Raw genomic sequence first — 21,760 nt, forward strand, 5'->3', positions numbered from 1 at the left:
CTACTGGCCGCCCTCGGCCTGCAGCGCCCGCGAGAGCGCCTCGGTCAGCTGCTCGTCCGCCGCCGCGAAGGCGGTGAGGTCGCCCGCCTTGAGGGCGTTCTCGCGAGCCGTGAGGGCGTCCCGCGCGTCGTTCAGCGCCTGCTGCAGCGCCGTCTGGTCGCCCGTGGCCGGCGTGGAGCCGGTGCCGCCGGTCGTGCCGCCCGCGTCGCCTCCGGTGTCGCCGCCCGAGGTGCCGGTGCCCGCGTCCGGAGTCGTCGGCGTGCCGGTGTCGCCCGCGTCGGCTCCCGAGTCGCCGCCGAAGAGGCTGTCGAGGGCCGCGTCGAGGGTGTCCTCGAAGGCGATGTCGTCACCGAACGCGACCAGCACCTTCTGCAGGAGCGGGAAGCTCGTGTCTCCGTTGGAGCGCACGTAGATCGGCTGGACGTAGAGCAGGCCGCCGCCGACCGGCAGCGTGAGCAGGTTGCCCCTCGTGACGGTGGTGTCGCCGCGGGAGAGGATGTTCAGCTCGTTCGCGACCGTCGGGTCGGTGGTGAACGCGTTCTGCACCTGGCCGGGGCCGGGCACAGTGTCGTCCTTCGGCAGCTCGAGCAGGCGGAGCGTGCCGTAGCCGTCGGCCACGGAGCCCGCCGTCGAGCCGGCGTCGGAGTCGGCCACGAGGTAGCCGGTCAGCACGTTGCGGCTGGCCTGCGCGCCCTGGACGCTCGCCGGGATGTACGTCGAGTAGAGCGAGTACGACGGCACGTCCTGATCCGGCGTCTGCAGCGTCAGGTAGTACGGCGGCTGCAGGCTGGTGCCGGTCGCGGCGGCCGTGGTCGCGGCTCCGCTGGTCGGGTCGTTCGGCGTCGCCCAGGCGTCCTCGCGGGAGTAGAAGGAGCCCGCGTCGGTCACGTGGTAGGTGCCGAGGACCGCGCGCTGGACCTTGAAGAGGTCCTCCGGGTACCGGACATGGCTGAGCAGCTCACCCGACATGTCGCTCACGGGCTTCACCGTGGTCGGGAAGATCTTCTGCCAGGTCTGCAGGATCGGGTCCTCGGTGTCCCACGCGTAGAGCGTGACGCTGCCGTCGTACGCGTCGACGGTCGCCTTGACCGAGTTGCGGATGTAGTTGACGTCGTCGGTCGGGAACTGCTGCTGCGTGTTCGTGTCGGCGATCGCCTGCGAGAGGCTCTGCACCTCCGAGTACGGGTAGTCGGCCGAGGTGGTGTACCCGTCGACGACCCACTTCACGCGGCCGTCGACGACGGTCGGGTAGGCGTCGGAGTCGAGCTTGAGGTACGGCGCGACCTTCTGGACGCGCTGCACGGGATCGCGGTCGTAGAGGATCTGCGAGTCGTCGTTCACACCGTCCGAGAGGAAGATCTGCTCGGACTGGAACTTGATCGCGTAGACGAGCTTCTTGAAGACGTTGTCGAGAGCGGGGCCGCCCTCGCCGTCGAAGGTCGTGTAGGTCTGCTGCGCGCCGTCGGTGCCCGAGGGGTAGTCGAGCTCGATGTCGCGCGAGTCGTTGCCGCCCACGATCGAGTACGGCGGGGAGTTCTCGCCGAAGTAGATCCGCGGCTCGTAGTCGCCGAGGTCGCCCGTCGTCGGAACGCCGGACTCGATGAACACCGGCTCTCCGTCGGCCGAGCGCTGGTTGCCGTACGCGGCGACCAGGCCGTAGCCGTGGGTGTAGACCAGCGTCTGGTTGTACCAGGTCTGGTTGGTGCCGAGGCCGTTGAGGTTCAGCTCGCGGACGCCGACCACGGCGTCCTGCGTCGATCCGTCGATGGAGTAGCGGTCGACGTCGAGCGCGTTCTGCGTGTCGCCGAACTTGTAGTACTGGCGGAACTGCTGCAGCTGCGAGAACGCGTCGGTGACGACGGCGGGGTCGAGGATGCGGATGTTCGCGGTGGTCTCGGCGTCCGAGCGCAGGGCGCCCGGCTCCGCGTCCGTGGTCGCGTCGTAGGGGATGACGTCGACGTCGCTGACGCCGTAGGCCTGGCGGGTCATGTCGATGTTGTTCTGGATGAAGGGCTGCTCGAGCGTGCGCTCGTTGGGCTCGACCTGGAACTTCTGCACGATCCACGGGTAGAGGGAGCCGACGAGCAGGCTCGACACGATCAGCAGCGCGGTGCCGATGACCGGGAAGCGCCAGCGGCCGATGAAGGCGGTGACGACGAAGAGGATCGCGACCAGCGCCGCGATGCCGGCCAGGATCTGCAGGCCCGGGATCGTCGCGTTGACGGTGGAGTAGGTGGCGCCGGTGATGCGGGGCCCCTGCTGCGCGAGCGTCGCGTACTGGTCGAGCCAGAGGCTGACCGCCTGCACGGCGAGGTAGAGGGCGGCGATGACCGCCAGCTGGATGCGCGAGGCCTTCGAGATGCGGATCTCGCGGCCGTTCACCCGGATCGCTCCGTAGAGGTAGCCGGTGGCGAGGGTCGCGAACGCCGAGATCAGCAGGACCGCCGACGCGAAGCCGACGATGCTCTGGTAGAAGGGCAGCTCGAAGAGGTAGAACGACGTGTCGAGGCCGAACTGCGGATCCGTGGTGCCCGAGGGCGTGCGGTTCCAGAAGGTGAGGCTCGTCTGCCAGCGGGTGGCGGAGGAGACGCCGGCGAAGAGGCCGAGCACCGCGGGGATCCCGAAGGTGGCCAGGCGCCGCAGCGGCTCCACGACCTGCTGGTAGCGGTCGATCTGCGAGTTGAGCTTCGCGTAGACCGGCCGGAGGCGGTACGCCAGCATCAGGCTGATGAACACCGGCACCGCCATGGCGACGAAGCCGATGACGAAGAGACCGCCCGCCGCCGCCCACTGCGTCGTGAGCACGGAGAGGAAGCCGAGCTGGTCGTACCAGAGGATGTCGGTGTACAGACCGGCGAAGACGAAGAACGCCACCACCAGGACGGCCACCACCACGACAGTGACGGCGAGGACGCTCCGTCTCTTCCGCGGCGGGGTTTCGGTTGCTGTGGAACTCACGTGAGGGCCTCTTGCTGTCGAGATGTGAGGGGAGGCCACCCATGCTATGCGACGGCTGTCCGGCTCACCTGGGCGTCGACCCGGGGTCGGCGGGCGGGATCAGTCGAGGGGAGCGGCGGTGCTGCAGTCCGGCAGCCCGGAGGTGTCGCCCGCGGCGATGCCCTTCAGTGCGGCGAGGGCGTCGTCGAGGGTCGAGACCGCGAGCACGTCGAGCCCGTCGGGGACGTGGCCGACGACCTCGTTGCAGTTGGTCGCGGGGGCGAGGAAGTACTCGGCTCCGGCGCCCTCCGCCCCGTAGAGCTTCTGGCGGATCCCGCCGATGGCGCCGACCTCGCCGGCCGCGTCGATCGTGCCGGTCCCGGCGACGCTCCGCCCGCCGTTGAGCTCGCCCTCGGTGAGCTTGTCGATGATCCCGAGGGCGAACATCATGCCCGCGCTCGGCCCGCCCACGTCGTCCAGCTGGATGTCGACCTCGAACGGGAAGTCGAAGGCCGCTCCGGGGAGGACGCCGATGACGGCGGCGCCGTTCGAGTCGCGCGGCGTGACCTCCACCTCCTGCCGGACGCCCTCGCGCTCGATGCTGACCTGCACCGGGGAGCCGGTGCCGAGGGTCTGCAGGGTCGCGCGCAGGGCGGTCGCGTCGGCGACAGGGGTGCCCGCGACCGCGAGGATCTCGTCCCCCGCCTCCAGGACGCCCTCGGCCGGGGAGCCCTCGGGCACCTGCACGACCGAGACGCGCTGCTCGACGGGGTAGCCGAGCTCGGTGAGCGCGGCGGCGATCGCCTCCTGCTGGGAGTCGGTCATCTCGGCCTGGTTCGCCTCGTCGCGCTCCTCGACCGTGGAGGAGGGAGGGAAGATCGCGTCGACCGGAACGACCGCCTTGGTCCTGTCGAACCAGGCGCTCGCGACCTCGACCCAGGTGGGCAGGCTCTGCGGGTTGCCGACGACCGACACGGTGAGCATGTCGAGCGTGCCGGCCGTGGGATAGGTGGTGCGGTCCGGGATCGAGATGAGGGGCACATCCTTGCTGCTGCCCAGGGTGTCGAACACGGGGCCGGGCTGCTCGATCACGTAGGGGGCGGGCGCGACGCCCAGACCGACCACGACGGCGACACCCGAGAGGAGGACGACCGGTCCGACCCACGGGCGGCGCGGGGAGGAGGAGGGGCGCGGGTCGTCGGAGAACAGCGACACGGGGGCCTTTCTGGCAACGGGTGGAGCGGCTCCGCCGGGATGTTCGCGGCGGGCGGAAGCGGGCTGGGCCCGAGCGGTGCTCTGCACGCCGAGGCCCCGGGCGCTCGGGCTAACGTAGCTTGCACGACTGGGAGTCGCGCCGGAACCGGCGCCCTGTGCAGGGCCGCGGAGGCGGTGCGGCGACCGGATTCAGGTGAGCGACGGAGGGCTGATCCCGATGGCCGATGGCGACAGTGCGGACCGAGCGGGCGGCGGCTCCGAGGACGAGTTCCGGGAGATGCTGCGGCAGTTCCTCTCGGGGAACGGCCCGGTCGACCCCTCGCAGCTCGCAGGAGCGGCAGGCCTGCCGAACGACCCGGTGGCCCTGCAGAACCTGCTCTCGCAGCTGCAGAGCGCGATGCAGCAGAACGGCGACGGCGGCGTCAACTGGACGCTCTCGCTCGAGCAGGCGAAGCAGCTCGCGCGCGCCGAGTCCGCGCCGGTGTCCGACTCCGTGCGGGCTCCGATCGACGCGGCCTTCGGCGTCGCCGCGCTCTGGCTCGACGAGGTCGCGTACGTCTCCGAGCTGAGCCGCACGCCGCGCTCGATCAGCCGCCTCGAGTGGATCTCCCTGACGATGCCGGTCTGGACCCAGCTCGCCGAGCCGGTGGCGCTGAGCATCTCGGACGCGCTGACCCGCGTGCTCCGCGAGCAGGCCCCGGAGGAGATGCAGGCGATGATCGCCGGTGCCGAGGGCATGATGCGCGGGATCGGCGGCACCCTGTTCGCCCTGCAGCTGGGCCAGGTCGTCGGGCAGCTCGCCGCCGAGGTCGTCTCGGGCGGCGACATCGGCATCCCGCTGCTGGAGGAGAACGACGCGGCGATCCTGCCGCAGAACGTCGCCGCGTTCGGCGAGGGCCTCGACATCCCGCTCGACCAGGTGCAGCTCTACCTGGCGGTCCGCGAGCTCGCGCACGCCCGCCTCTTCCGGCACGGCAAGTGGCTCCGTCTCGCTCTCATCTCGCAGATCACCGACTTCGCGCGCGGGATCAGCATCGACACCACCCGCCTCGAGGAGCTGGCCGAGGGCTTCGACCCGTCGAACCCCGAGGAGCTCCGCGACGCGATGACCTCCGGCGCGCTCATCCCGCCGAAGACGGAGGAGCAGCTCGCCGCGCACGGCCGCCTCGAGACCGTCCTCGCCCTCATCGAGGGATGGGTCGACGTCGTCACCGCGGCGGCGACCACCCGCCTGCCCAGCGCCGGGGCGATCGCCGAGACGGTCCGCCGCCGCCGCGCCTCCGGCGGGCCGGCCGAATCCGCCTTCGCCACCCTCGTCGGCCTGGAGCTGCGCCCGCGCCGCCTCCGCGAGGCCGCCGCGATGTGGCAGGCCGTGACCGACGCCGTCGGGCCCGAGGCCCGCGACTCCCTCTGGTCGCACCCCGACCTGCTCCCCGGCTCGGAGGACCTGGACGACCCGAGCGCGCTCGTCGCCCGGCTCACGGCCGAGGCCCGCGGCGAGACCCCGGAGCCCGACGAGATGGACCGCGCGCTGGAGGACCTGCTGAACGGCACGATGCCGCGCGAAGGCGACGGCGCCTCCGGAGACGCTCCGGACACGACCGACGACGCCGGCTCGCCGGACGACGACGACCGCGGCTCCTCCCCCACGGGCGACCGCCCCGTCTGACCTCCCGTCCGGCGCCCGCCTGTGGACAACTCGCGCGGCGCCGGGCCGGTCTCGGCCATGATCGCCGGATGGTGCTCCGGCTCGATCCCCGACTCCCCCTGCTCTGGCGCTCCGCGACCGCGGTGCAGCTCGGCCTCGACCGGCCGCACGCGGTCCTGGACGGCGTCGGCTACCCGGAGGAGCTGCTGCTCGACGCCCTCCGCGTCGGCACCAGCGCCGGCACCGTCCGCCTGATCGCGGCGCGCGCCGGAGCGAGCGAGGCGCGGGTCGACGAGGTGCTCGAGGCGCTCCGGCCGGTCCTGCTGCGCAGCGTCGAGCCCGGCGGCCCTCCCCCGGCACCGCGGGTCGTCGTCGAGGGGACGGGCGCGGCACCGGACGCACTGCGCACGCTGCTCCGGAGCGAGGGCTGCTCGCTGGTCGCCGACGACGGGACGCCGGACCTCGCCGTGCTGATCGCCGACTTCGCGGTCGCCCCCGCCCGCGCCGCGCACTGGCTCGCGGCCGATGTGCCACACCTGGCGGTGGTGTTCGGCGACGAATCGGTGCGCCTCGGACCCCTTGTCGAGCCGGGTTCCGGACCGTGCCTGCACTGCGCCGAGCGGGACCGGATGGACCTCGACCCGGATCGCGCGCGCCTCGTGATCCAGGTGCTCGGCCGCTCAGCCCCCACCCGCACGCCGCTCGCGAGCGCCGCGATCGCCGTGGCGGCCGCCGACGCCGTGCTGCGGCGGCTGCTCGCGGGCTGGCGAGGGCTCCGCGGGGCCGAGCGGATCTACAGCGACGCCTCCGGATCGTTCACCGTGCGGGAGCGGGAGCCGCACCCCGAGTGCGCGTGCCGAGCTCTTCGAGGAAGCGCGACGGCTCCCTCCGCGTGACGCGGCCGACCGTCGAGCGCGCCCACGAGAGGCGCAGGCGCCGGCGGGCCCGGGTGATGCCGACGTAGAGGAGGCGCCGCTCCTCGTCGATCGCCTCGAGGCCGGCGGCGTACGAGATCGGCAGCAGGCCCTCGGCGAGCCCCATCAGGTGCACCGACTCCCACTCGAGGCCCTTCGCCGAGTGCAGCGTGGCGAGGGTGACCGCGCCGCGGTCCGGCTCGTGGTGCACCTGCTGGCGTGCGATCAGGTCGTCGGTGAACTGCCGGAAGGTCCATCCGGCAGGGGCCTCGTCGACGAGGCGGGCCAGCGTGTCCAGCGACTCCCACCGGTCGCGCACCGCACCGGGCGCCGACGGGGGCTCGGCGCTCCAGCCGAGCGAGCGGAGGACGTCGCTCACCGACTTGAACAGCGGCTCGCCGCTGATCGACACGGACGCCGCGCGCAGCTGCATCACGGCCTGCTTGACCTCGGGGAGGTCGAAGAAGCGCTTGCCGCCGCGCATGTGCGCGCTCACTCCACGCTCGTGCAGGGCGTGCTCGATGACCGCCGACTGGCTGTTGGTGCGGAAGAGGACCGCGATGTCGGAGGGGCGCACCCCCGCCTCGATGTCGGCCGCGACCCGCGCCGCGATCCCGCGCGCCTCCGCGATGTCGTCCGGGTAGGCGTCGATCGCGGGCTCCGGCGCCTCGGCGGCGGCGACGGCGTGGAGCGAGAGGGCGCCGGGCCTGCCCCGCATGAGGCGGTTCGCGGTCTGCACGATCGGCACGGCCGAGCGGTAGTTCTCCTCCAGGCGCACCACGGTGGCGGCCGGCCAGCGGGACGGGAAGTCGAGGAGGTAGTCGGCCCGCGCACCCGCGAAGGAGTAGATGGTCTGGCTGGCGTCGCCGACGACGCAGAGGTCGCTCCGGTCGCCGAGCCAGAGCTCCAGGAGCCGCTGCTGCAGCGGCGAGACGTCCTGGTACTCGTCGACGACGAAGAAGCGGTACTGCTCGCGCACCTGCATCGCCATCGCGGGCTCGGACTCGAGCATCCCGGCGGTCACGAGCAGGACGTCCTCGAAGTCTATCTGGCGGCGCTGGTCCTTCAGCCCCTCGTACTCGTCCACGAGCGCGACCGTCTGCTCCAGGGTGAGCCGTCCGGGCAGGGGGCGCGTGCGGGCGGCGACGGCGTACTGCTCGAGCGAGAGGGCGGACACCTTCCGCCACTCGATCTCGGCCGAGAGGTCGCGGAGCGTCGCCGTGTCGAGCTTCAGGCGGAGCCGCTCGGCCGCGTGCCCGAGCAGGCGCGCCTTGCCGTCGAGCAGCTGGGGCATCGTGCCCCCCACCAGCTGCGGCCAGAAGTAGCCGAGCTGCGAGAGGGCGGCGGCGTGGAAGGTGCGGGCCTGGACGCCGCCGGCGCCGAGCACCCGCAGGCGCGAGCGCAGCTCGGCCGCGGCGCGGCTGGTGAAGGTCAGGGCCATGACGCGACCGGGCGTGTAGACGCCGGTCGCCACTCCGTGCGCGATGCGGTGCGTGATCGTCCGGGTCTTGCCCGTGCCCGCTCCCGCGAGGACGCAGACCGGCCCCAGCAGCGCCTCCGCCGCCTCGCGCTGCCCCTCGTCGAGTCCGTCGAGCAGGGTCACGCGATCGGGCCGTTCTCCAGCTCGCCTCCGTACCAGTCCTCGATCATCGCGCGGGCGATCGACGAGCGGCCGGGCAGCAGCACGGACTCGAGCGAGTCGTGCAGCTGCTGCCGGGTGAACCAGCGCAGCTCGACGATCTCCTCGCCGTCCGGGAGCAGATCCTCCGGGGACTGGTCCTCGGCGAGGCGGGCGGTGAAGCCGACCATGAGGGAGGCGGGGAAGGGCCAGGGCTGCGAGCCGAGGTACTGCGGGTCGACGACGCGCATGCCCGACTCCTCGCCGATCTCGCGGATCACGGCGGCCTCGAGCGACTCGCCCGGCTCGACGAAGCCGGCGAGCAGGGAGAAGCGGCCGGTGCCCCACATCGCGTTCGAGCCGAGGAGGAGGCGGTCGTCCGCGTCGAGGACGCAGACGATGATCGCCGGATCCGTGCGCGGGAAGACCTGGCTGTCGTCGGTGGGCGAGCGGCGGACCCAGCCGCCCTGCTCGACGACGGTCGGGTCGCCGTTGCGGGGCGAGTAGCCGTGCGAGGCGTGCCAGTTCGCGATGGCGAGAGCCTCGGTGAACAGGCCCGCGTCGCGGTCGCTCAGGCGCTCGGCGATCGGGCGCAGGCCGCTCCACCGCTCCTCGTCGGGCTCGAGCTCGGCGGCGGCCGCGTCGGTGAGGACGGTCGCGATGACGGGGGTTCCGACCGGCTCGCCGGGGGCCTCGGCGAGCGTGCGGCCGAGGTAGATCCGGAGGGTTCCGGCGGTCACGTCCTCGGGGCGGCGCAGGAGGAGGCGGTCGGCCTCGACCAGGGTCCGGTCGTGGTGCAGGACGAGCACGCGGGTGGCGGGATCGGCGAGCAGCTCGTCGAAGAGCGCGGGCCGTGAGCGTCCGACGCCGTCGCGGTCGGCCGCCTGTCGCGAGAGCGGGAGGCGATCGGCGAAGGGCAGTGACATCCGGGGCTCATTTCGTGACGGGGGCCGCGAGGACCGCTGTCGCGGGCCTTCGACGGCATCGGCGGGACAGCGCGTGGCGGCGGGCCGGCCGGGCACGAGCCGCCTACCCTGGAAACCATGGCCAGATCCCATCTCACTCTAGCCGCGCTGGCCACCTCGGCCGTCGAGGGCCTCGACGTCCGCTCCGCGCGCCCCTTCACCTCCTCGACGCACGGCGACTTCGACTCCGCCCTGCTGACGACGCGCGAGGGCGCCCGCCTCGTCGTGCGCGTGCCCACGTCCGCGCTCGCGGAGCAGGAGCAGCTCGGCGACCTCGTCGCGCTCCGGGCGCTGACCGCCGGCATCCGCAGCCGCCTGCCCTTCGATCTGCAGGAGAGCGTCGGGCAGACGCCGTTCGACGGCACCCGCGCGGTCGTCTACGAGTACCTCGAGGGAGATCGCGTCCTCATCGACGACGTGGCCGCGCAGAGCGGGCTCGCGGACTCGATCGGCCGGGCCGTCGGGGCGATCCACTCGCTCCCGGTGTCGTTCGTCCAGGAGGCGGGCCTGCCGATCGCGACCGCGCGCGACAGCGTGAACGAGACGGTCGCGGTGATCGAGCGCGCGGCCGACACCGGCCACGTCCCGGCGGCGCTCGTCGCGCGCTGGGAGTCGGCCTCCTCCGACGAGGCGCTCTGGCAGTTCGACCCGACCGTGGTGAACGGCTCGATGACCGCCGACTCCTTCCTCCGCTCGGGCGACGTCGTCGCGGCCGTGCTCGGCTGGGCGGCGCTGCGGGTCGGCGACCCGGCGCGCGACCTGCACTGGCTGCTGAGCGCCCCGGGCTCGGAGACGGCGCTCTCCGCCTACTCCCGGATGCGCGCGGGAGCAGTGGACCGCACGATCCGCCAGCGCGCCCAGCTCTACGCCGAGCTCGAGCTCGCCCGCTGGCTGCTGCACGGCACCGAGACCGACGACTCCGCCATCGTGGACGACGCGGTCGCCATGCTGGACACGCTGGTCGACAGCGTGCTCGGCGACCTCTCCGCGCCCCTCTCGACCGACACCGGCCCGGTGCTGGCGGTCTCGGAGGTCGAGGAGCTGCTCAACCGCACGCCGGGAGCCCGCACGGGCTCCTCCGCTCACGGCCGCGGGCTCGCTCCCGTCGCCGAGGAGAGCGACTCCGCGAGCTCGCGCTCGGAGTAGAACCGCTCGGGCCGCAGCACGAGGTCGTCGGCGACGAAGTAGAACACGGCGTCGACGCTCTCGAGCGGCACCCCCCGCCAGCGCGAGTAGGCGAGCCGGTACAGCGCGAGCTGGAACTGCTTGAGCTCGAGGTCGGCGGCGTCCTTCGGCGCCCGCCCGGTCTTCCAGTCGACGATCTGCACGCCGTCCTCCGTCGGGTACACCGCGTCGAGCTTGCAGACGACGACGTGGCCGGCGAGCTGGAGGTGGATCTCGATCTCGACCGCCTCCGGGCGCCGGTCGGCCCACTCCGAGCGCTCGAACGTGGCGATCAGGGCGTCGAGCCGCTCCTGCTCGACGGACGCGGGGCCGGCGTCGTCGAGCTCGTCGGGGAAGGTGTCGACCGCCTCCGCCCCGCCCTGGACGCCGAAGCGGTTCTCGACCCAGGAGTGGAAGGTCGTGCCGAGCCGGGTCTGCCGGTAGGGGCGCTCCGGCATCGGCCGGCGCAGCTGCGCGGCGACCTCGTCCGGAGTGCTGACGATGTCCTTGAACCGGGAGGCGGGGATGCGGGTGGGCAGCGGCGTGCGCTCGCCCCCGGCCAGCCGCACCGCCCGCTCGGCGAGCAGCAGGCGGATGTCGTCGCCGCGCGCTCCGAGCAGAGCGGGCTCGGCGCTGCGGACCCGGGCGGCGGCGGCGCGGACCCGGTCGCCGCGGGAGCCGAGCGGATCGTGGGGCCAGCGGAACGTGCGCGGGGCCCGCTCGAGCGGGTTCTCCTCGTTCGCGGGCTCGGTCGGCAGCGGCGGGATCGTGCCGGCCTCCTCGAGGTCGCGGAGGAAGACGCCCGGTCCGCGCGGCTTGGCCTGGCCGGCCCACCACGAGCCGCTGAGCAGGAGGTGGTGACGCGCCCGCGTGACTGCCACGTAGGCGAGACGCCGCTCCTCCGCCTCGTTGCGCTCGCGGAGGGTGTCGCCGAACGCTCCGATCGCGTCGACGACCTCCTTCTGCGTGCTGCAGCCGCGCCAGGCGAGATCGGGGAGCTCGGCGGCGTCGCCGCGGAACGCGTAGGGCATCGCGCCCAGTCTGACCCACCCGCGGAAGCCCTCGACCGGCGTGCCGGGGAGCTCGCCGTCGACCATCCGCGGGACGGCGACGAGGTCCCACTCCAGACCCTTGGAGCCGTGGATCGTCAGCAGCTGCACCGTCCCCGGCTCCGGGTCCTCCGGTCGCGGGGCCAGGCCGTCGCGCTTGTCCGCGAGGACGAGCCAGCGGAGGAATCCGCGGAGGGAGGAGCCGGTGCCGGCGCCGCGGTCGTCCGTCTGCAGGTACCCGGCCACCGCCTCCCGGAAGGCCTCGAGGTTGGCGCGGCCGTCCCCGCGCGACTCGTTCGCCTCGACCTCGATGTCCAGGCCCAGCTCCTGCTCGACCAGGGTGACGAAGTCGAGGAGGTCGAGCCCGGCCCGGGCGCGCAGCCGGGCGAACAGGGTGCCCGCCTCGTGCAGGCGCCGCAGGCCCTCGGCGCTGAACCCGCCGAGCGCGGAATGGTCGATCCGCCCGTCGTCGCCGGGGCGGCGCGCCGCGATGAAGTCGAGGGCCTCGACGATCGAGCCGCCCTCGCCCTCGGTGACGGACGCGCGCATCCGCTCGCGCACATCCTCCGGGAGCAGCCGGTGCGCGTGGTCGCGCGCCGCGAGCCACGAGGCGAGGTCGCGCAGCGCCTTGAGGTCGCGGACGCCCAGACGCCAGCGGGCGCCGGCCAGGAGGCGGACGAGCTCGCTGCCGGCGGCCGGGTCCTCGACCACGGTGAGCGCGGCGACGAGGTCGGCGATCTCGGGCTGCCGCAGCAGGCCCCCGATGCCGAGGATGTGGTACCGGACGCCGTGCTTCGCCAGCGCGGCGGCGAAGCGGTCCATGTGCGCGCGCACCCGGAAGAGCACCGCGGCCGACGGCGGCTCGGCGCTCTGGCGCAGGCGCCCGGCGAACCAGGCGGCGACGTCGTCCGCCTCCTCCTCGATCGTCTCGGGGAAGGTGAGCTCGACCGGGTGCTCGGAGGCCTGAGGACCCGCGCTCAGCGTGTCGACCGCGACCGCGCTCCCCGCCGACAGCGGCTCCACGATCGCGTTCGCGGCGGTCAGCACGCGGCGGCCGTTGCGCCAGCTCGTGCTGAGGGAGAAGCGGCCCGCTCCCCCGAAATCGGTGCCGAAGCGGCCGAGCCCCTCGGCGCTCGCACCGCGCCAGCCGTAGATCGACTGGTGCGGGTCGCCCACGGCCATCACTCCCTGCCCGGCGAAGAGCCGCGAGAGGAGGCGGGTCTGCAGCACGGAGGTGTCCTGGTACTCGTCGAGGAGCACCACCCGGTACCTCGCGCGGTGCTCGTCCACGATCCGCGGCACCCGGTCGACGATCCGCAGCGCGAGGGCCACCTGGTCCGAGAACTCGACGAAGCCGCGCTCGGCCTTCGCCTCCTGGAACCGCTCGGCGAGCGCCGTCAGCACCGGCAGCGCGCCCACGGCCTGCAGCGCCTTCTCGAGCTCGCGGTAGAGCCCCGAGCCGCTGCCTCCGCGCGGCAGCTCGCCCAGGCGGAGGAAGTCCTCGGCGAACGCGGCGACCGCGGCCGGATCGGCGAGGTTGTCGGCGAGGTCGTGCGCGAGCGAGACGACGAGGTCGGTCAGCCGGTCGATCCCTGCCTCCACCTCGAGGATGCGCGGATCGGCCGTGTCGGCCACGACTCCCCGCGCGAGATGCCAGGCGGAGGCCTCGGAGAGCACGGTCGCGTCCCCCTCGCGGCCGATCAGGGCCGCGTTGTCGCGGAAGATCGTGTTCGCGAAGGCGTTGTAGGTCGAGACGGTGGCGGCCTCGAACGGGTCGGGCGCCGACTGCCCGGGCGCGAGCGGGAGCAGGCCCGCCGCGCCGAGCTGGTCGATCCTCCGCCCGATGCGCTCGCCGAGCTCGGCCGCCGCCTTGCGGGTGAAGGTGAGGCCGAGCACCTCCGACGGCGCCGCGTGGCCGTTCGCGAGGAGCCAGAGGACGCGGTTCGCCATCGTCTCGGTCTTGCCGCTGCCGGCACCGGCGACCACCAGGGCAGGCTCGAACGGCGCCTCGATGACGGCGCGCTGCTCGGCGGTGGGCGGGCGCAGGTCGAGGCGCTCGGCGATGGTCAGGGCGTCGATCACGGCAGCTCCTCCTCGAGGACGGCGGAGGGGTCGGGGTCGGCGGGGCCGGAAGGATCGGCCGACGCATCGGGACCCGGCTCCTCGGAGTCCTCCAGGTCCTCTGTCTCGTCGACCTCGTCGATCGCCAGGAGTCCGTCCCCCGGGACCTCGGGCACCGCGTGGATGCGGTACCGCAGGGCGTCGCCGGGGGAGAACGGGGTCGCGTCGAGCAGGCCCGAGAAGCCCGCCGCCGCCATGCCCAGGGCCGCGGCGCGGACGCGCTCGCGCAGCCGCTCCAGCTCCTCCTCGCCGAAGCGCTCCTGGACCACCTCGCGGTACGGCTTCCCGCGCACGCCCGTCGCCACGAAGAGCAGCTTCGCGCCTCCCCCGTCGGCCGGGTCGGCCGCCTCGATCGCCCCTTCGGCGACGGCGAGCTGGTAGCTGCCCAGCTGCGCGTGCTCGGCGATGTCGTCCTTGCGGGGGGTGCTGCGGCCCGTCTTGAGATCGACGATCGTGACGGAGCCGTCGGCCGCGCGCTCGACGCGGTCGATCGAGCCCCGCACCCGGGCGGGCGGGACGTCGAGCTCGAACTGCTGCTCGCGGCCGAGCACCACGCCTCCCCCGCGCTCGAAGTCGGCGAGGTAGCCCGCGAGGCCGTCGATCAGCCGCCGTGTGACGCGCTTCTGCCGCTCCCCCAGCCAGGGCGACTCGAAGACCAGCTCGGGCCACCGCGACTCGAGAGCCGCCCACAGCTCCTGCGGATCGGGCCGCTCGGCGTTCTCGAGGACCCAGTGCACGAGGGTGCCGACCCCCATCGCCGTGCTCGTCGTGGAGCCGGAGACGGCGTCGACGAACCAGTCCAGAGGGGACCGCTCGAAGGCCTCGAGGCGGCTCGGCGAGACGGAGACGGGACGCTCGGGGTCGCCGACGTCGAAGAGGGGCTCCGTGGTCGAGGGCTCGAGCACCCCGGACCAGGAGGAGGGGTCGGCGCCGGGGACCTCCGCGAGCGCCAGGGCGCTGAGCCCTCGGATGGCGGCGGGAGCCTCGGTCGAGCCCGGTGTGGTGGCGGTCCGGCGCAGCGCCGCCACCGCCCCGCGCAGCGTGAGCGGCACCGCGGAGGCGGGATCGAGCCGCGGCGCGTCCGGCGGGGTGAGCCGGAAGAAGAGGGAGGGCGTCTCGTCCTCGCCCGCGACGGCGCTGAGCACGAGCTGCCGCCGGGCGCGGGAGGCGGCCAGGGCGAACATCCGGAGCTCGTCGTCGAGAGTGGCCTTGCGGGCGTCGAGCGGCAGTCCGCCCTCGCCGCGGGCGTGCCGCAGCAGGCCGTCCGGATCGAGCAGCGAGCCGCGCTGGCGGAGGTTGGGCCAGACGCCGTCCTGCAGTCGCGCCACCACCACGACGTCGAACTCGAGGCCGACGACGGAGGAGGGCGTGCCGATCAGGACCGCGTCCTCGACGGAGCGCGGAGCGAGCGTGTCCTCGGGGACCTCCGCCTCGAGGATCTCGGTGACGAAGCCGACCGCGGAGTGCCCGGTCGCCCGCTCCACGAACCGGCGCGCGGCGCTGAAGAGGGCGACCACGCCGTCGAGGTTGCGGTTGGCCTCGGCGGCGGTCAGGCCGGTGCCGAGGGCGAGCTCGCGCCAGGAGGACGCGACGCGGCTGGACTCCCACGCCGACCACAGGAGCTCCTCGATCGAGCCCCCCTCCTCGTGCAGGCGGCGGACCCGGTCGATCGTCACGGCCAGCCGCTCGGCCTGCCGGGCGGGAGCGGAGTCGATGGTCGCGAATCGGCCGGGCGCGGCGAGGGCCTCGACCAGCAGCGGGTCGCTCGCGCGGATGCCGCCGCCGGCGAGCTCCTCCGCCCGGAGTGCGAGCCGGAGCCGGCGCAGCCCCAGCCGGTCGACCCCGCCGAACGGGCCGAGCAGCAGCTCCGCCGCGAGCTCCGCATCGAGGGGCCGCTCGCCGATCGCGACGCCGACCAGCACGAGCAGCGCCCGGGCCGCGTGATCGTCGCGCAGCGCCCGTCCGGCGAGCACGGAGCGGGTCGGCACCTCCGCCACCGCGAGCGCCTTTACCAGCGGCTGGACCGCGGCTCCGGAGCGGACGACGACCGCCATCCGCCGCCACGCCACTCCGTCGCGCAGCCGCCGCTCGCGCAGCAGCCGCGCCACCGTCGCCGCCTCGCGCGCCGCCGTCGGGGCGTGCAGCACCAGGACGGGTGCCGGGCCCGCGTCGGGGGCCGGAGCCGCGACCGCCGCCCGCTGCCGGCCGGCCGCCGCGGTGCCGATCCGCTCGGTGGCCGCGGACACGACCGCCCGCAGCGCGGCCGAGTGGCGGTGCACGCGCGCGAGCACCAGCGTCTCGACGTCGGACGCGCCGATGCTCGCGGCGAACCGGCCGAGCGTGTCGGAGGCCGCGCCGCGGTAGGCGCTGGTCGCCACGTCCGGATCGCCCAGCGCGATCACGGTCGCCCCGCGCTCCGTCAGCGCCCGCAGCAGCACGAGCGTCGACTCGCTCGCCTCCTGGAGGTCGTCGACGACGACCAGACGCAGCGCGTCGATCCGCTCGCCGCCCTCGCCCGCGCGGATCGCCTCGGCCGCGTAGGCCGCGAACTCCGCAGCGTCCAGGCGGGTCCCCGCCTGGGGCGCCATCCACTCGACCACCTCGCGCAGCTCGTCGAGCACGTCGGCCGCCGCGCTCCACTCGCCGCGCTCGGCGTCGACCCCGAGGGCGCGGATCGCGTCCGAGTCGAGCCCCTGCTCGGTCGCCCGCATCCCGAACTCGCGGAGCTCGGTCCGGAAGGTCCGCAGCCGCAGCACCTCGGGGCTGAACTCCTCCGGCCACCGCGGGCCGGTCCCCTCCTCGAGGTGGCCCTCGACGAGCTCCGACAGGAGTGCGTCCTGCTCGCCGCCGGTCAGGAGGGTCGGCCGCTCGAGGCCGCGCTCCTTGGCGGAGGAGGTGACCGCCTCGAACGCGAGCGAGGTCGCGGTCCGGGCGAGCGGGCCCCGGGTCGGCACTCCCAGCCGCAGGGCGAGCACGTCGCGCAGGGCGGTGGCGGCGGTGCGGCTGGCCGCGAGCACCACGACCGACTCGGGCGGGTACCCCCGCTCGAGGACGCGCTCGGCGACCAGCTCGACGACCGTCGTGGTCTTGCCCGTTCCCGGCGCCCCGAGCACGGCGGCGCTGCGGCCCTCGGGCAGCGCGAGCACCGCGCGCTGGGAGTCGTCCAGCACGACCGCGGGCTCGCCCGGGAGCGCCTCGCCGACGGAGGCTGCGGTGGAGGGAGCGGGGGTCGCGGGAGCGGTCACACGACCACGGTAGCCACCGGGTCCGACACTCCCGCCCGTCCCCGCCGGGAGCCCCGGCCGCCCGCTCCGCTCACCGCGAAACCGGCGCGGTCGTCCGAGCACGGTCCCGTATCCTGACACCCTCGTCCCCTCCCGAAAGGCACTGCTGGTGGAAATCCGTATTGGAATGGTCAACACCCCGCGCGAGCTCAACTTCGAGTCGTCGATGTCCGTGACCGAGGTCGAGAAGACGGTGACCACCGCTCTCGAGGCCGGCACCGCCGTCCTCCGCCTCCGCGACGAGAAGGGCAAGATCTACATCGTCCCGACCGCCACCATCGCCTTCGTCGAGGTCGGCTCCGAGGAGTCGCGCCGCGTCGGCTTCGTCGCCTAGAGCGTCCCGGGCGGACACGTCGTGGAGCTCCTCTTCATCACCCTGTTCGGGGTCCTGATCGGTCTCGCCGCGCGCTACGGGCTGCCGCACCGGCACCTGCACGGCTCCGTGCTGGTCCCGGCGATCGGCGGCCTCGTCGCCGCAGTCGTCTGGGTCGCACTGACCTGGGCGGGCCTGCCGTGGGACGGCGGCCTGATCTGGGTCCTGTCCCTCGTCGCGACCGCCGTGGTCGTCGTCCCGGTCGGCCTCTCGCTCGGGCGCAGCCGCGCCCGCCGCGACGAGGCCTCCCTGCAGGCGATGCTCTCGGGACGCGTCGCCCCCTGATCCGAGCCGGAGGCGCGGGAGTCCTCGGACTTCCGCGCCTCCGTCGTTCCGGATTCCGGGGCAGTGCGACGCCGGGAACCGTCAGGCCGTGAGCCCCAGCGCGTCCATCCGGCGCGTGTGCGAGGCGATGAGCTCGGTGAACACCGGCTCGATCCGCGACTCGTCGGAGTCGTGGTTGCCCGACCCCATCAGCGCGGAGCGCGCCACGAGGAGGGTGTCGCCCACCAGGCGGCGGCCCCAGATGGCCAGGCGCGAGCCCAGGCGCTCGTCCGCGGCGATCTCGCGGCGGAGGATCGCGATCACGCCGTCGACGCCCGTGTCCGCGCCGAGCGTCTGCGCGATGCGCGGCCCCACGTCGGTGGGCAGCCCGCCGGTGAGGCGGATGAAGAAGTCGTCGAGCAGGCCCGCCGTGATGTACGCCGAGAGCAGCGTCTCGTGGAGGTCCGCCCCGCGGGTGAGCCGCTCGAAGGTGTCGATCGCGGGGCGGAACGGAGTCATGGCCTCGCCGGGCTCCACGTCGCGGCGGCGCAGCTCGGCGACGACCGCGTGGTGCTTCGCGAGCGCCGTGCCGGCGGCGGAGGAGATGGCCTCCTTGTCCGCGAGGTCGTCGGTCTCGGCGACGGCGCGCGCCAGCACCTCGAACACCGCGAGCTGGAGGTAGGCGACCTGGCCGAGGTAGGGCAGCACCTCGGGGGTGAGGTCGGCGAGGTCGACGCGGTCGCGCTTCTGGCTCGACTCCCCGCGGGGCGTCAGGCGGGGCACCTCGAGCAGGGGACGTCGACGTCGGAACCAGGCAGCCATTTCCTCAGCATAGGGCGCCGGAGGAGCGGGGTTCCGGGGCCGGCGGGGCCGGGAGCAGTAGACTCGCCGGGATGTCACCGGCGCTGGATCGGTGACCCTGCGCCCGGAGTCGTACAGGGGCGTAGACCGTTCGACACGACAGGCGCTTCACTCCGTGACTTTCTCCGATCTGAACATCGACGACGACATCGTCGCCGCACTCGCCGCCAAGGGCATCCTCGAGCCGTTCCCCATCCAGGAGCAGACGATCCCCCTGGCCCTGCAGAAGCAGGACATCATCGGCCAGGCCAAGACAGGCACCGGCAAGACCTTCGGCTTCGGCCTCCCCCTCATCCAGGCCCTCGGCACCGACCCGGAGCCGGGCGTCAAGGCGCTCATCGTCGTCCCGACCCGCGAGCTCGCCGTGCAGGTCACCGAGGACATCGAGCTGGCCGCCTCCAACCGGCCGACCAAGATCGTCTCGATCTACGGCGGCAAGGCCTACGAGGGCCAGATCGAGCAGCTGAAGGCCGGCGCGCAGATCGTCGTCGGCACCCCCGGCCGCCTCCTGGACCTCGCCGGGCAGCGCCTGCTCTCGCTCGCCAACGTGCAGGTGATGGTCCTCGACGAGGCCGACAAGATGCTCGACCTGGGCTTCCTCTCGGACATCGAGAAGCTGTTCGCGCAGACGCCGCCCACCCGCCACACCATGCTCTTCTCGGCGACGATGCCGGGCGCGATCGTCGCGCTCGCGCGCCGCTTCATGAACAAGCCCATCCACATCCGCGCGACCGACCCCGACGAGGGCATCACGCAGGCGAACATCAAGCACATCGTCTACCGGGCGCACTCGCTCGACAAGGACGAGGTCATCGCGCGCATCCTGCAGTCCGAGGGCCGCGGCAAGACCGTCATCTTCACCCGCACGAAGCGCGCCGCGGCCCGCATCGTCGAGGAGCTCAACGACCGCGGCTTCAACGCGGCGGCCGTGCACGGAGACCTCAACCAGGAGCAGCGCGAGCGCGCGATGGCGGCGTTCAAGGCCGGCAAGAAGGACATCCTGATCGCGACCGACGTCGCCGCGCGCGGCATCGACGTGAACGACGTCACCCACGTGATCAACCACACGATCCCGGACGACGACCAGACCTACCTGCACCGCGTCGGCCGCACCGGGCGCGCGGGCAAGACCGGCATCGCGGTGACCTTCGTCGACTGGGAGGACCTGCACAAGTGGGCCCTCATCAACCGGGCGCTGGAGTTCGGCCAGCCCGACCCGGTCGAGACCTACTCGTCGTCGCCGCACCTCTACACCGACCTCGACATCCCCGCGGGGACCAAGGGACGGCTGAAGCCGACCCCGATCCCCGCCGAGGCGAAGGCCGACGCGCGCCCGGACCGGGGCGAGCGCTCCGACCGCGGCGAGCGCTCCGAGCGGGGTGACCGGCCGCCGCGTCGCCGCACCCGCTCCGACTCCGCCGACTCGACCGCTCCGCAGCAGACCGGCCCCGCTCCCTCGAGCGAGAGCAAGGAGCACCACGACGGCAACAGCGAACCGCGCCGCCGCACCCGGTCGCGCCGCCGCTCGCCGCGCCCCGACGCGCAGGCCTGAGCCTCCGCACCCCGAGCCCGTCCCCCCGCGATCCGTCGCGGGAGGGCGGGCTCTCGGCGTCTCAGCGGCTGTCCCGCGACTCAGCGGTGTCCCCACGCGACTCAGCGGCTCTCCGCCCCTCGGCGGTCACGGTGATCCGGCGGCTCTCCGCCTCCCAGCGGCTCTCCGCGACTCAGCGGGCGGAGGAGCGGATCGCGTCGACGGTCGCGCGCGCGGTCGTGTTCTCGCCCAGGCGGTTGGGCTTGCCCGTGCCGTGGTAGTCGCTCGAGCCCGTGGTGACGAGCGAGTACTGCTCGGCGAGCTCGCGCAGGCGGCGCTTGCCGTCGGCCGTGTTCTCGCGGTGCTCGACCTCGAGGCCGAACAGGCCGGCGTCGACGAGCTGCGGGAGCATCGACTCGACCGCGATCCCGCGGGCGCTCGCGGCCGGGTGCGCGATGACCGGGACCCCGCCCGCCGCGCGGACCAGGCGCACGGCGTCGACCGGGTCGGGGGCGTAGTGCGGGCGGTAGTAGCCGCCGCGCCAGTCGAGGATCCCCGCGAAGGCCGCGGAGCGGTCGGTGGCCAGGCCGCGGGCGACGAGCGCGTCGGCGATGTGCGGACGCCCGATGGTCGTGCCCGGGCTGGTCTGGGCGAGGACGTCGTCCCAGGTGAGGTCGTAGTCGGCCGCGATCGCGGTGACGATCGCCTCCGCGCGGTGCGTGCGGGCCGAGCGGATGCGCGCGGTCTCGGCCACGAGCCCCGGATCCGCCGGATCGACGAGGTACGCGAGGACGTGGACGCTGGCCCAGCCGACGCGGGAGGAGAGCTCCATGCCGGGCAGCAGGTCGATGCCCGCCTCGTCGGCCGCGGCGAGCGCCTCGGCCCAGCCGCCGGTCGTGTCGTGGTCGGTGAGCGCCACTCCGGCGAGCCCGGCCGCGGCCGCGGCCCGCACCAGGACGGCCGGAGCCTCGGTGCCGTCGGAGACGACGGAGTGGGTGTGGAGGTCGTAACGGCCCCCGTCGACATGCATGCGCTCATCGTAGACGCGCCGCCTGCGAGCCCTCCGATGCCCTAGTAGCCTGGGCGGCGATGGGGACGAGACTGGTGAAGACCGCGGTGGCGGTGATCGTGGCGATCGCTCTGCTGGTGGTCGCGGCGCCCGGCTTCTTCGGGATCGCCCGGGAGGCCCCCTTCGCCCAGCTGGTGCCGTTCCGGCTCGCGACGGGCGCGGCGGCCGTCGGGCTCGCCGCTGTCCTGGTCGTGATCGCGGTCCTCGTCGCTCCGGTCAGGCGCCTCGCGCTGGCCCTCGCGGCGCTCGGCGTCGTCTTCGCGCTCGTGCTCGCGGGAGTGCAGGGAGCGCGGGGCTACGACTCCGCCGCTCCGCGCGCCCACCGCCTCGCCGACGTGCGCCTCGCGACCTGGAACGTGCTGCACGACGGCGTGCCCGTCGACACGATCGCCTCGCTCGCCCGGGAGAGCGCGGTCGACGGCATCGCCCTCCTCGAGGTCTCGCAGACGCACGCGCAGGACGTCGTGAACGCGCTCAGCGCCCAGGGGATGTCGATGACCCTCCACTACGCCGGGTCGGGCGCCGACGACGGGGCGGCCCTGCTGCTCTCCCCCTCGCTCGGCGGCTACAGCGTCGACACCACCGCGGTCGTCACCGGATCGACACCGTCCCTCGTCGCACGCCCCGACACTCCCGAGCGCCCCGTCCTCGCCGCGGTGCACACCATGGCGCCGATCCCCTCGCGCCTCGCGGAGTGGCGGAGCGATCTGCTCTCGGTCTCCGCGCTCTGCTCCGCGGAGGAGGACG

General features: G+C 73.8%; 15 protein-coding genes. 7 read left to right on the top strand and 8 right to left on the bottom strand.

From position 1 onward, the window contains the following. Window positions 1-2,958: a UPF0182 family protein gene (locus tag C5D36_RS03710; protein ID WP_181027225.1), complete on the bottom strand. Its 2,958-nt coding sequence runs from the start codon at window positions 2,956-2,958 to the stop codon at window positions 1-3. 99 nt (window positions 2,959-3,057) lie between these two features. Further along, on the bottom strand, window positions 3,058-4,152 hold the full coding sequence (locus C5D36_RS03715; RefSeq protein WP_104233183.1) for a PDZ domain-containing protein: 1,095 nt from the start codon (window positions 4,150-4,152) through the stop codon (window positions 3,058-3,060). A gap of 217 nt (window positions 4,153-4,369) precedes the next feature. On the opposite strand from C5D36_RS03715, the gene C5D36_RS03720 reads away from it, so the two are divergent. Together C5D36_RS03720 and C5D36_RS03725 are read left to right on the top strand one after the other, a co-directional pair. Further along, complete coding sequence (locus C5D36_RS03720; protein WP_104238192.1) at window positions 4,370-5,821, top strand: zinc-dependent metalloprotease; 1,452 nt, start codon at window positions 4,370-4,372, stop codon at window positions 5,819-5,821. Window positions 5,822-5,889: 68 nt separating this feature from the next. Continuing rightward, window positions 5,890-6,696 carry a hypothetical protein gene (locus tag C5D36_RS03725; protein WP_104295203.1) on the top strand — a complete coding sequence of 269 codons (807 nt, stop codon included), beginning with the start codon at window positions 5,890-5,892 and terminating at the stop codon, window positions 6,694-6,696. On the opposite strand, the gene C5D36_RS03730 is transcribed toward C5D36_RS03725, so the two are convergent. Together C5D36_RS03730 and nudC are read right to left on the bottom strand one after the other, a co-directional pair. Further along, complete coding sequence (locus C5D36_RS03730) at window positions 6,617-8,317, bottom strand: ATP-dependent helicase (protein WP_104224836.1); 1,701 nt, start codon at window positions 8,315-8,317, stop codon at window positions 6,617-6,619. The genes C5D36_RS03725 and C5D36_RS03730 overlap by 80 nt on opposite strands. Next, window positions 8,314-9,258 carry an NAD(+) diphosphatase gene (gene nudC, locus C5D36_RS03735; RefSeq protein WP_104295204.1) on the bottom strand — a complete coding sequence of 315 codons (945 nt, stop codon included), beginning with the start codon at window positions 9,256-9,258 and terminating at the stop codon, window positions 8,314-8,316. Before nudC ends, C5D36_RS03730 begins: the two co-directional genes overlap by 4 nt. A gap of 117 nt (window positions 9,259-9,375) precedes the next feature. Here nudC and C5D36_RS03740 point away from each other — a divergent pair, with 117 nt between their 5' ends. Continuing rightward, window positions 9,376-10,443 carry a phosphotransferase gene (locus tag C5D36_RS03740; protein WP_104256193.1) on the top strand — a complete coding sequence of 356 codons (1,068 nt, stop codon included), beginning with the start codon at window positions 9,376-9,378 and terminating at the stop codon, window positions 10,441-10,443. Here the strand turns inward: C5D36_RS03740 and C5D36_RS03745 are convergent. Together C5D36_RS03745 and C5D36_RS03750 are read right to left on the bottom strand one after the other, a co-directional pair. Next, on the bottom strand, window positions 10,380-13,592 hold the full coding sequence (locus tag C5D36_RS03745; protein WP_104295205.1) for an ATP-dependent DNA helicase: 3,213 nt from the start codon (window positions 13,590-13,592) through the stop codon (window positions 10,380-10,382). The two genes, C5D36_RS03740 and C5D36_RS03745, sit on opposite strands and share 64 nt — an antisense overlap. Continuing rightward, the gene (locus C5D36_RS03750; protein WP_104295206.1) at window positions 13,589-16,876 is read right to left on the bottom strand and encodes an ATP-dependent DNA helicase; all 3,288 of its coding nucleotides are present in this window, start codon (window positions 16,874-16,876) and stop codon (window positions 13,589-13,591) included. The genes C5D36_RS03745 and C5D36_RS03750 overlap by 4 nt, the downstream gene beginning before the upstream one ends. 148 nt (window positions 16,877-17,024) lie before the next feature. Here C5D36_RS03750 and C5D36_RS03755 point away from each other — a divergent pair, with 148 nt between their 5' ends. Together C5D36_RS03755 and C5D36_RS03760 are read left to right on the top strand one after the other, a co-directional pair. Beyond that, window positions 17,025-17,249, top strand: coding sequence for a DUF3107 domain-containing protein (locus tag C5D36_RS03755; protein WP_104224841.1), 225 nt, complete (start codon window positions 17,025-17,027; stop codon window positions 17,247-17,249). Window positions 17,250-17,270: 21 nt separating this feature from the next. Further along, complete coding sequence (locus tag C5D36_RS03760; RefSeq protein WP_104226942.1) at window positions 17,271-17,573, top strand: hypothetical protein; 303 nt, start codon at window positions 17,271-17,273, stop codon at window positions 17,571-17,573. 81 nt (window positions 17,574-17,654) lie between these two features. Here C5D36_RS03760 and C5D36_RS03765 read toward each other — a convergent pair whose 3' ends face one another. Then, a complete protein-coding gene (locus C5D36_RS03765) occupies window positions 17,655-18,374 on the bottom strand; it encodes a ferritin-like fold-containing protein (RefSeq protein WP_104295207.1) in 720 nt (239 codons plus the stop codon). Window positions 18,375-18,528: 154 nt separating this feature from the next. On the opposite strand from C5D36_RS03765, the gene C5D36_RS03770 reads away from it, so the two are divergent. Next, complete coding sequence (locus C5D36_RS03770; RefSeq protein ID WP_104224844.1) at window positions 18,529-19,965, top strand: DEAD/DEAH box helicase; 1,437 nt, start codon at window positions 18,529-18,531, stop codon at window positions 19,963-19,965. 172 nt (window positions 19,966-20,137) lie between these two features. Here C5D36_RS03770 and C5D36_RS03775 read toward each other — a convergent pair whose 3' ends face one another. Beyond that, window positions 20,138-20,974, bottom strand: coding sequence for a PHP domain-containing protein (locus tag C5D36_RS03775; protein WP_104295208.1), 837 nt, complete (start codon window positions 20,972-20,974; stop codon window positions 20,138-20,140). 59 nt (window positions 20,975-21,033) lie between these two features. Between C5D36_RS03775 and C5D36_RS03780 the strand changes: the two genes are divergently transcribed. Further along, window positions 21,034-21,760 (top strand): hypothetical protein (locus C5D36_RS03780; protein WP_146083686.1); only part of this gene is annotated, 727 nt, incomplete at its 3' end.

The sequence above is a fragment of the Rathayibacter sp. AY1C6 genome, from assembly GCF_002931535.1.
Classification (GTDB): domain Bacteria; phylum Actinomycetota; class Actinomycetes; order Actinomycetales; family Microbacteriaceae; genus Rathayibacter.

Coding starts and splice junctions, on each gene's coding strand:
- C5D36_RS03720 (WP_104238192.1), top strand. CDS start 4,370: ATGGCCGATGGCGACAGTGCGGACCGAGCGGGCGGCGGCTCCGAGGAC.
- C5D36_RS03725 (WP_104295203.1), top strand. CDS start 5,890: ATGGTGCTCCGGCTCGATCCCCGACTCCCCCTGCTCTGGCGCTCCGCG.
- nudC (WP_104295204.1), bottom strand. CDS start 9,258: ATGTCACTGCCCTTCGCCGATCGCCTCCCGCTCTCGCGACAGGCGGCC.
- C5D36_RS03740 (WP_104256193.1), top strand. CDS start 9,376: ATGGCCAGATCCCATCTCACTCTAGCCGCGCTGGCCACCTCGGCCGTC.
- C5D36_RS03765 (WP_104295207.1), bottom strand. CDS start 18,374: ATGGCTGCCTGGTTCCGACGTCGACGTCCCCTGCTCGAGGTGCCCCGC.
- C5D36_RS03775 (WP_104295208.1), bottom strand. CDS start 20,974: ATGCATGTCGACGGGGGCCGTTACGACCTCCACACCCACTCCGTCGTC.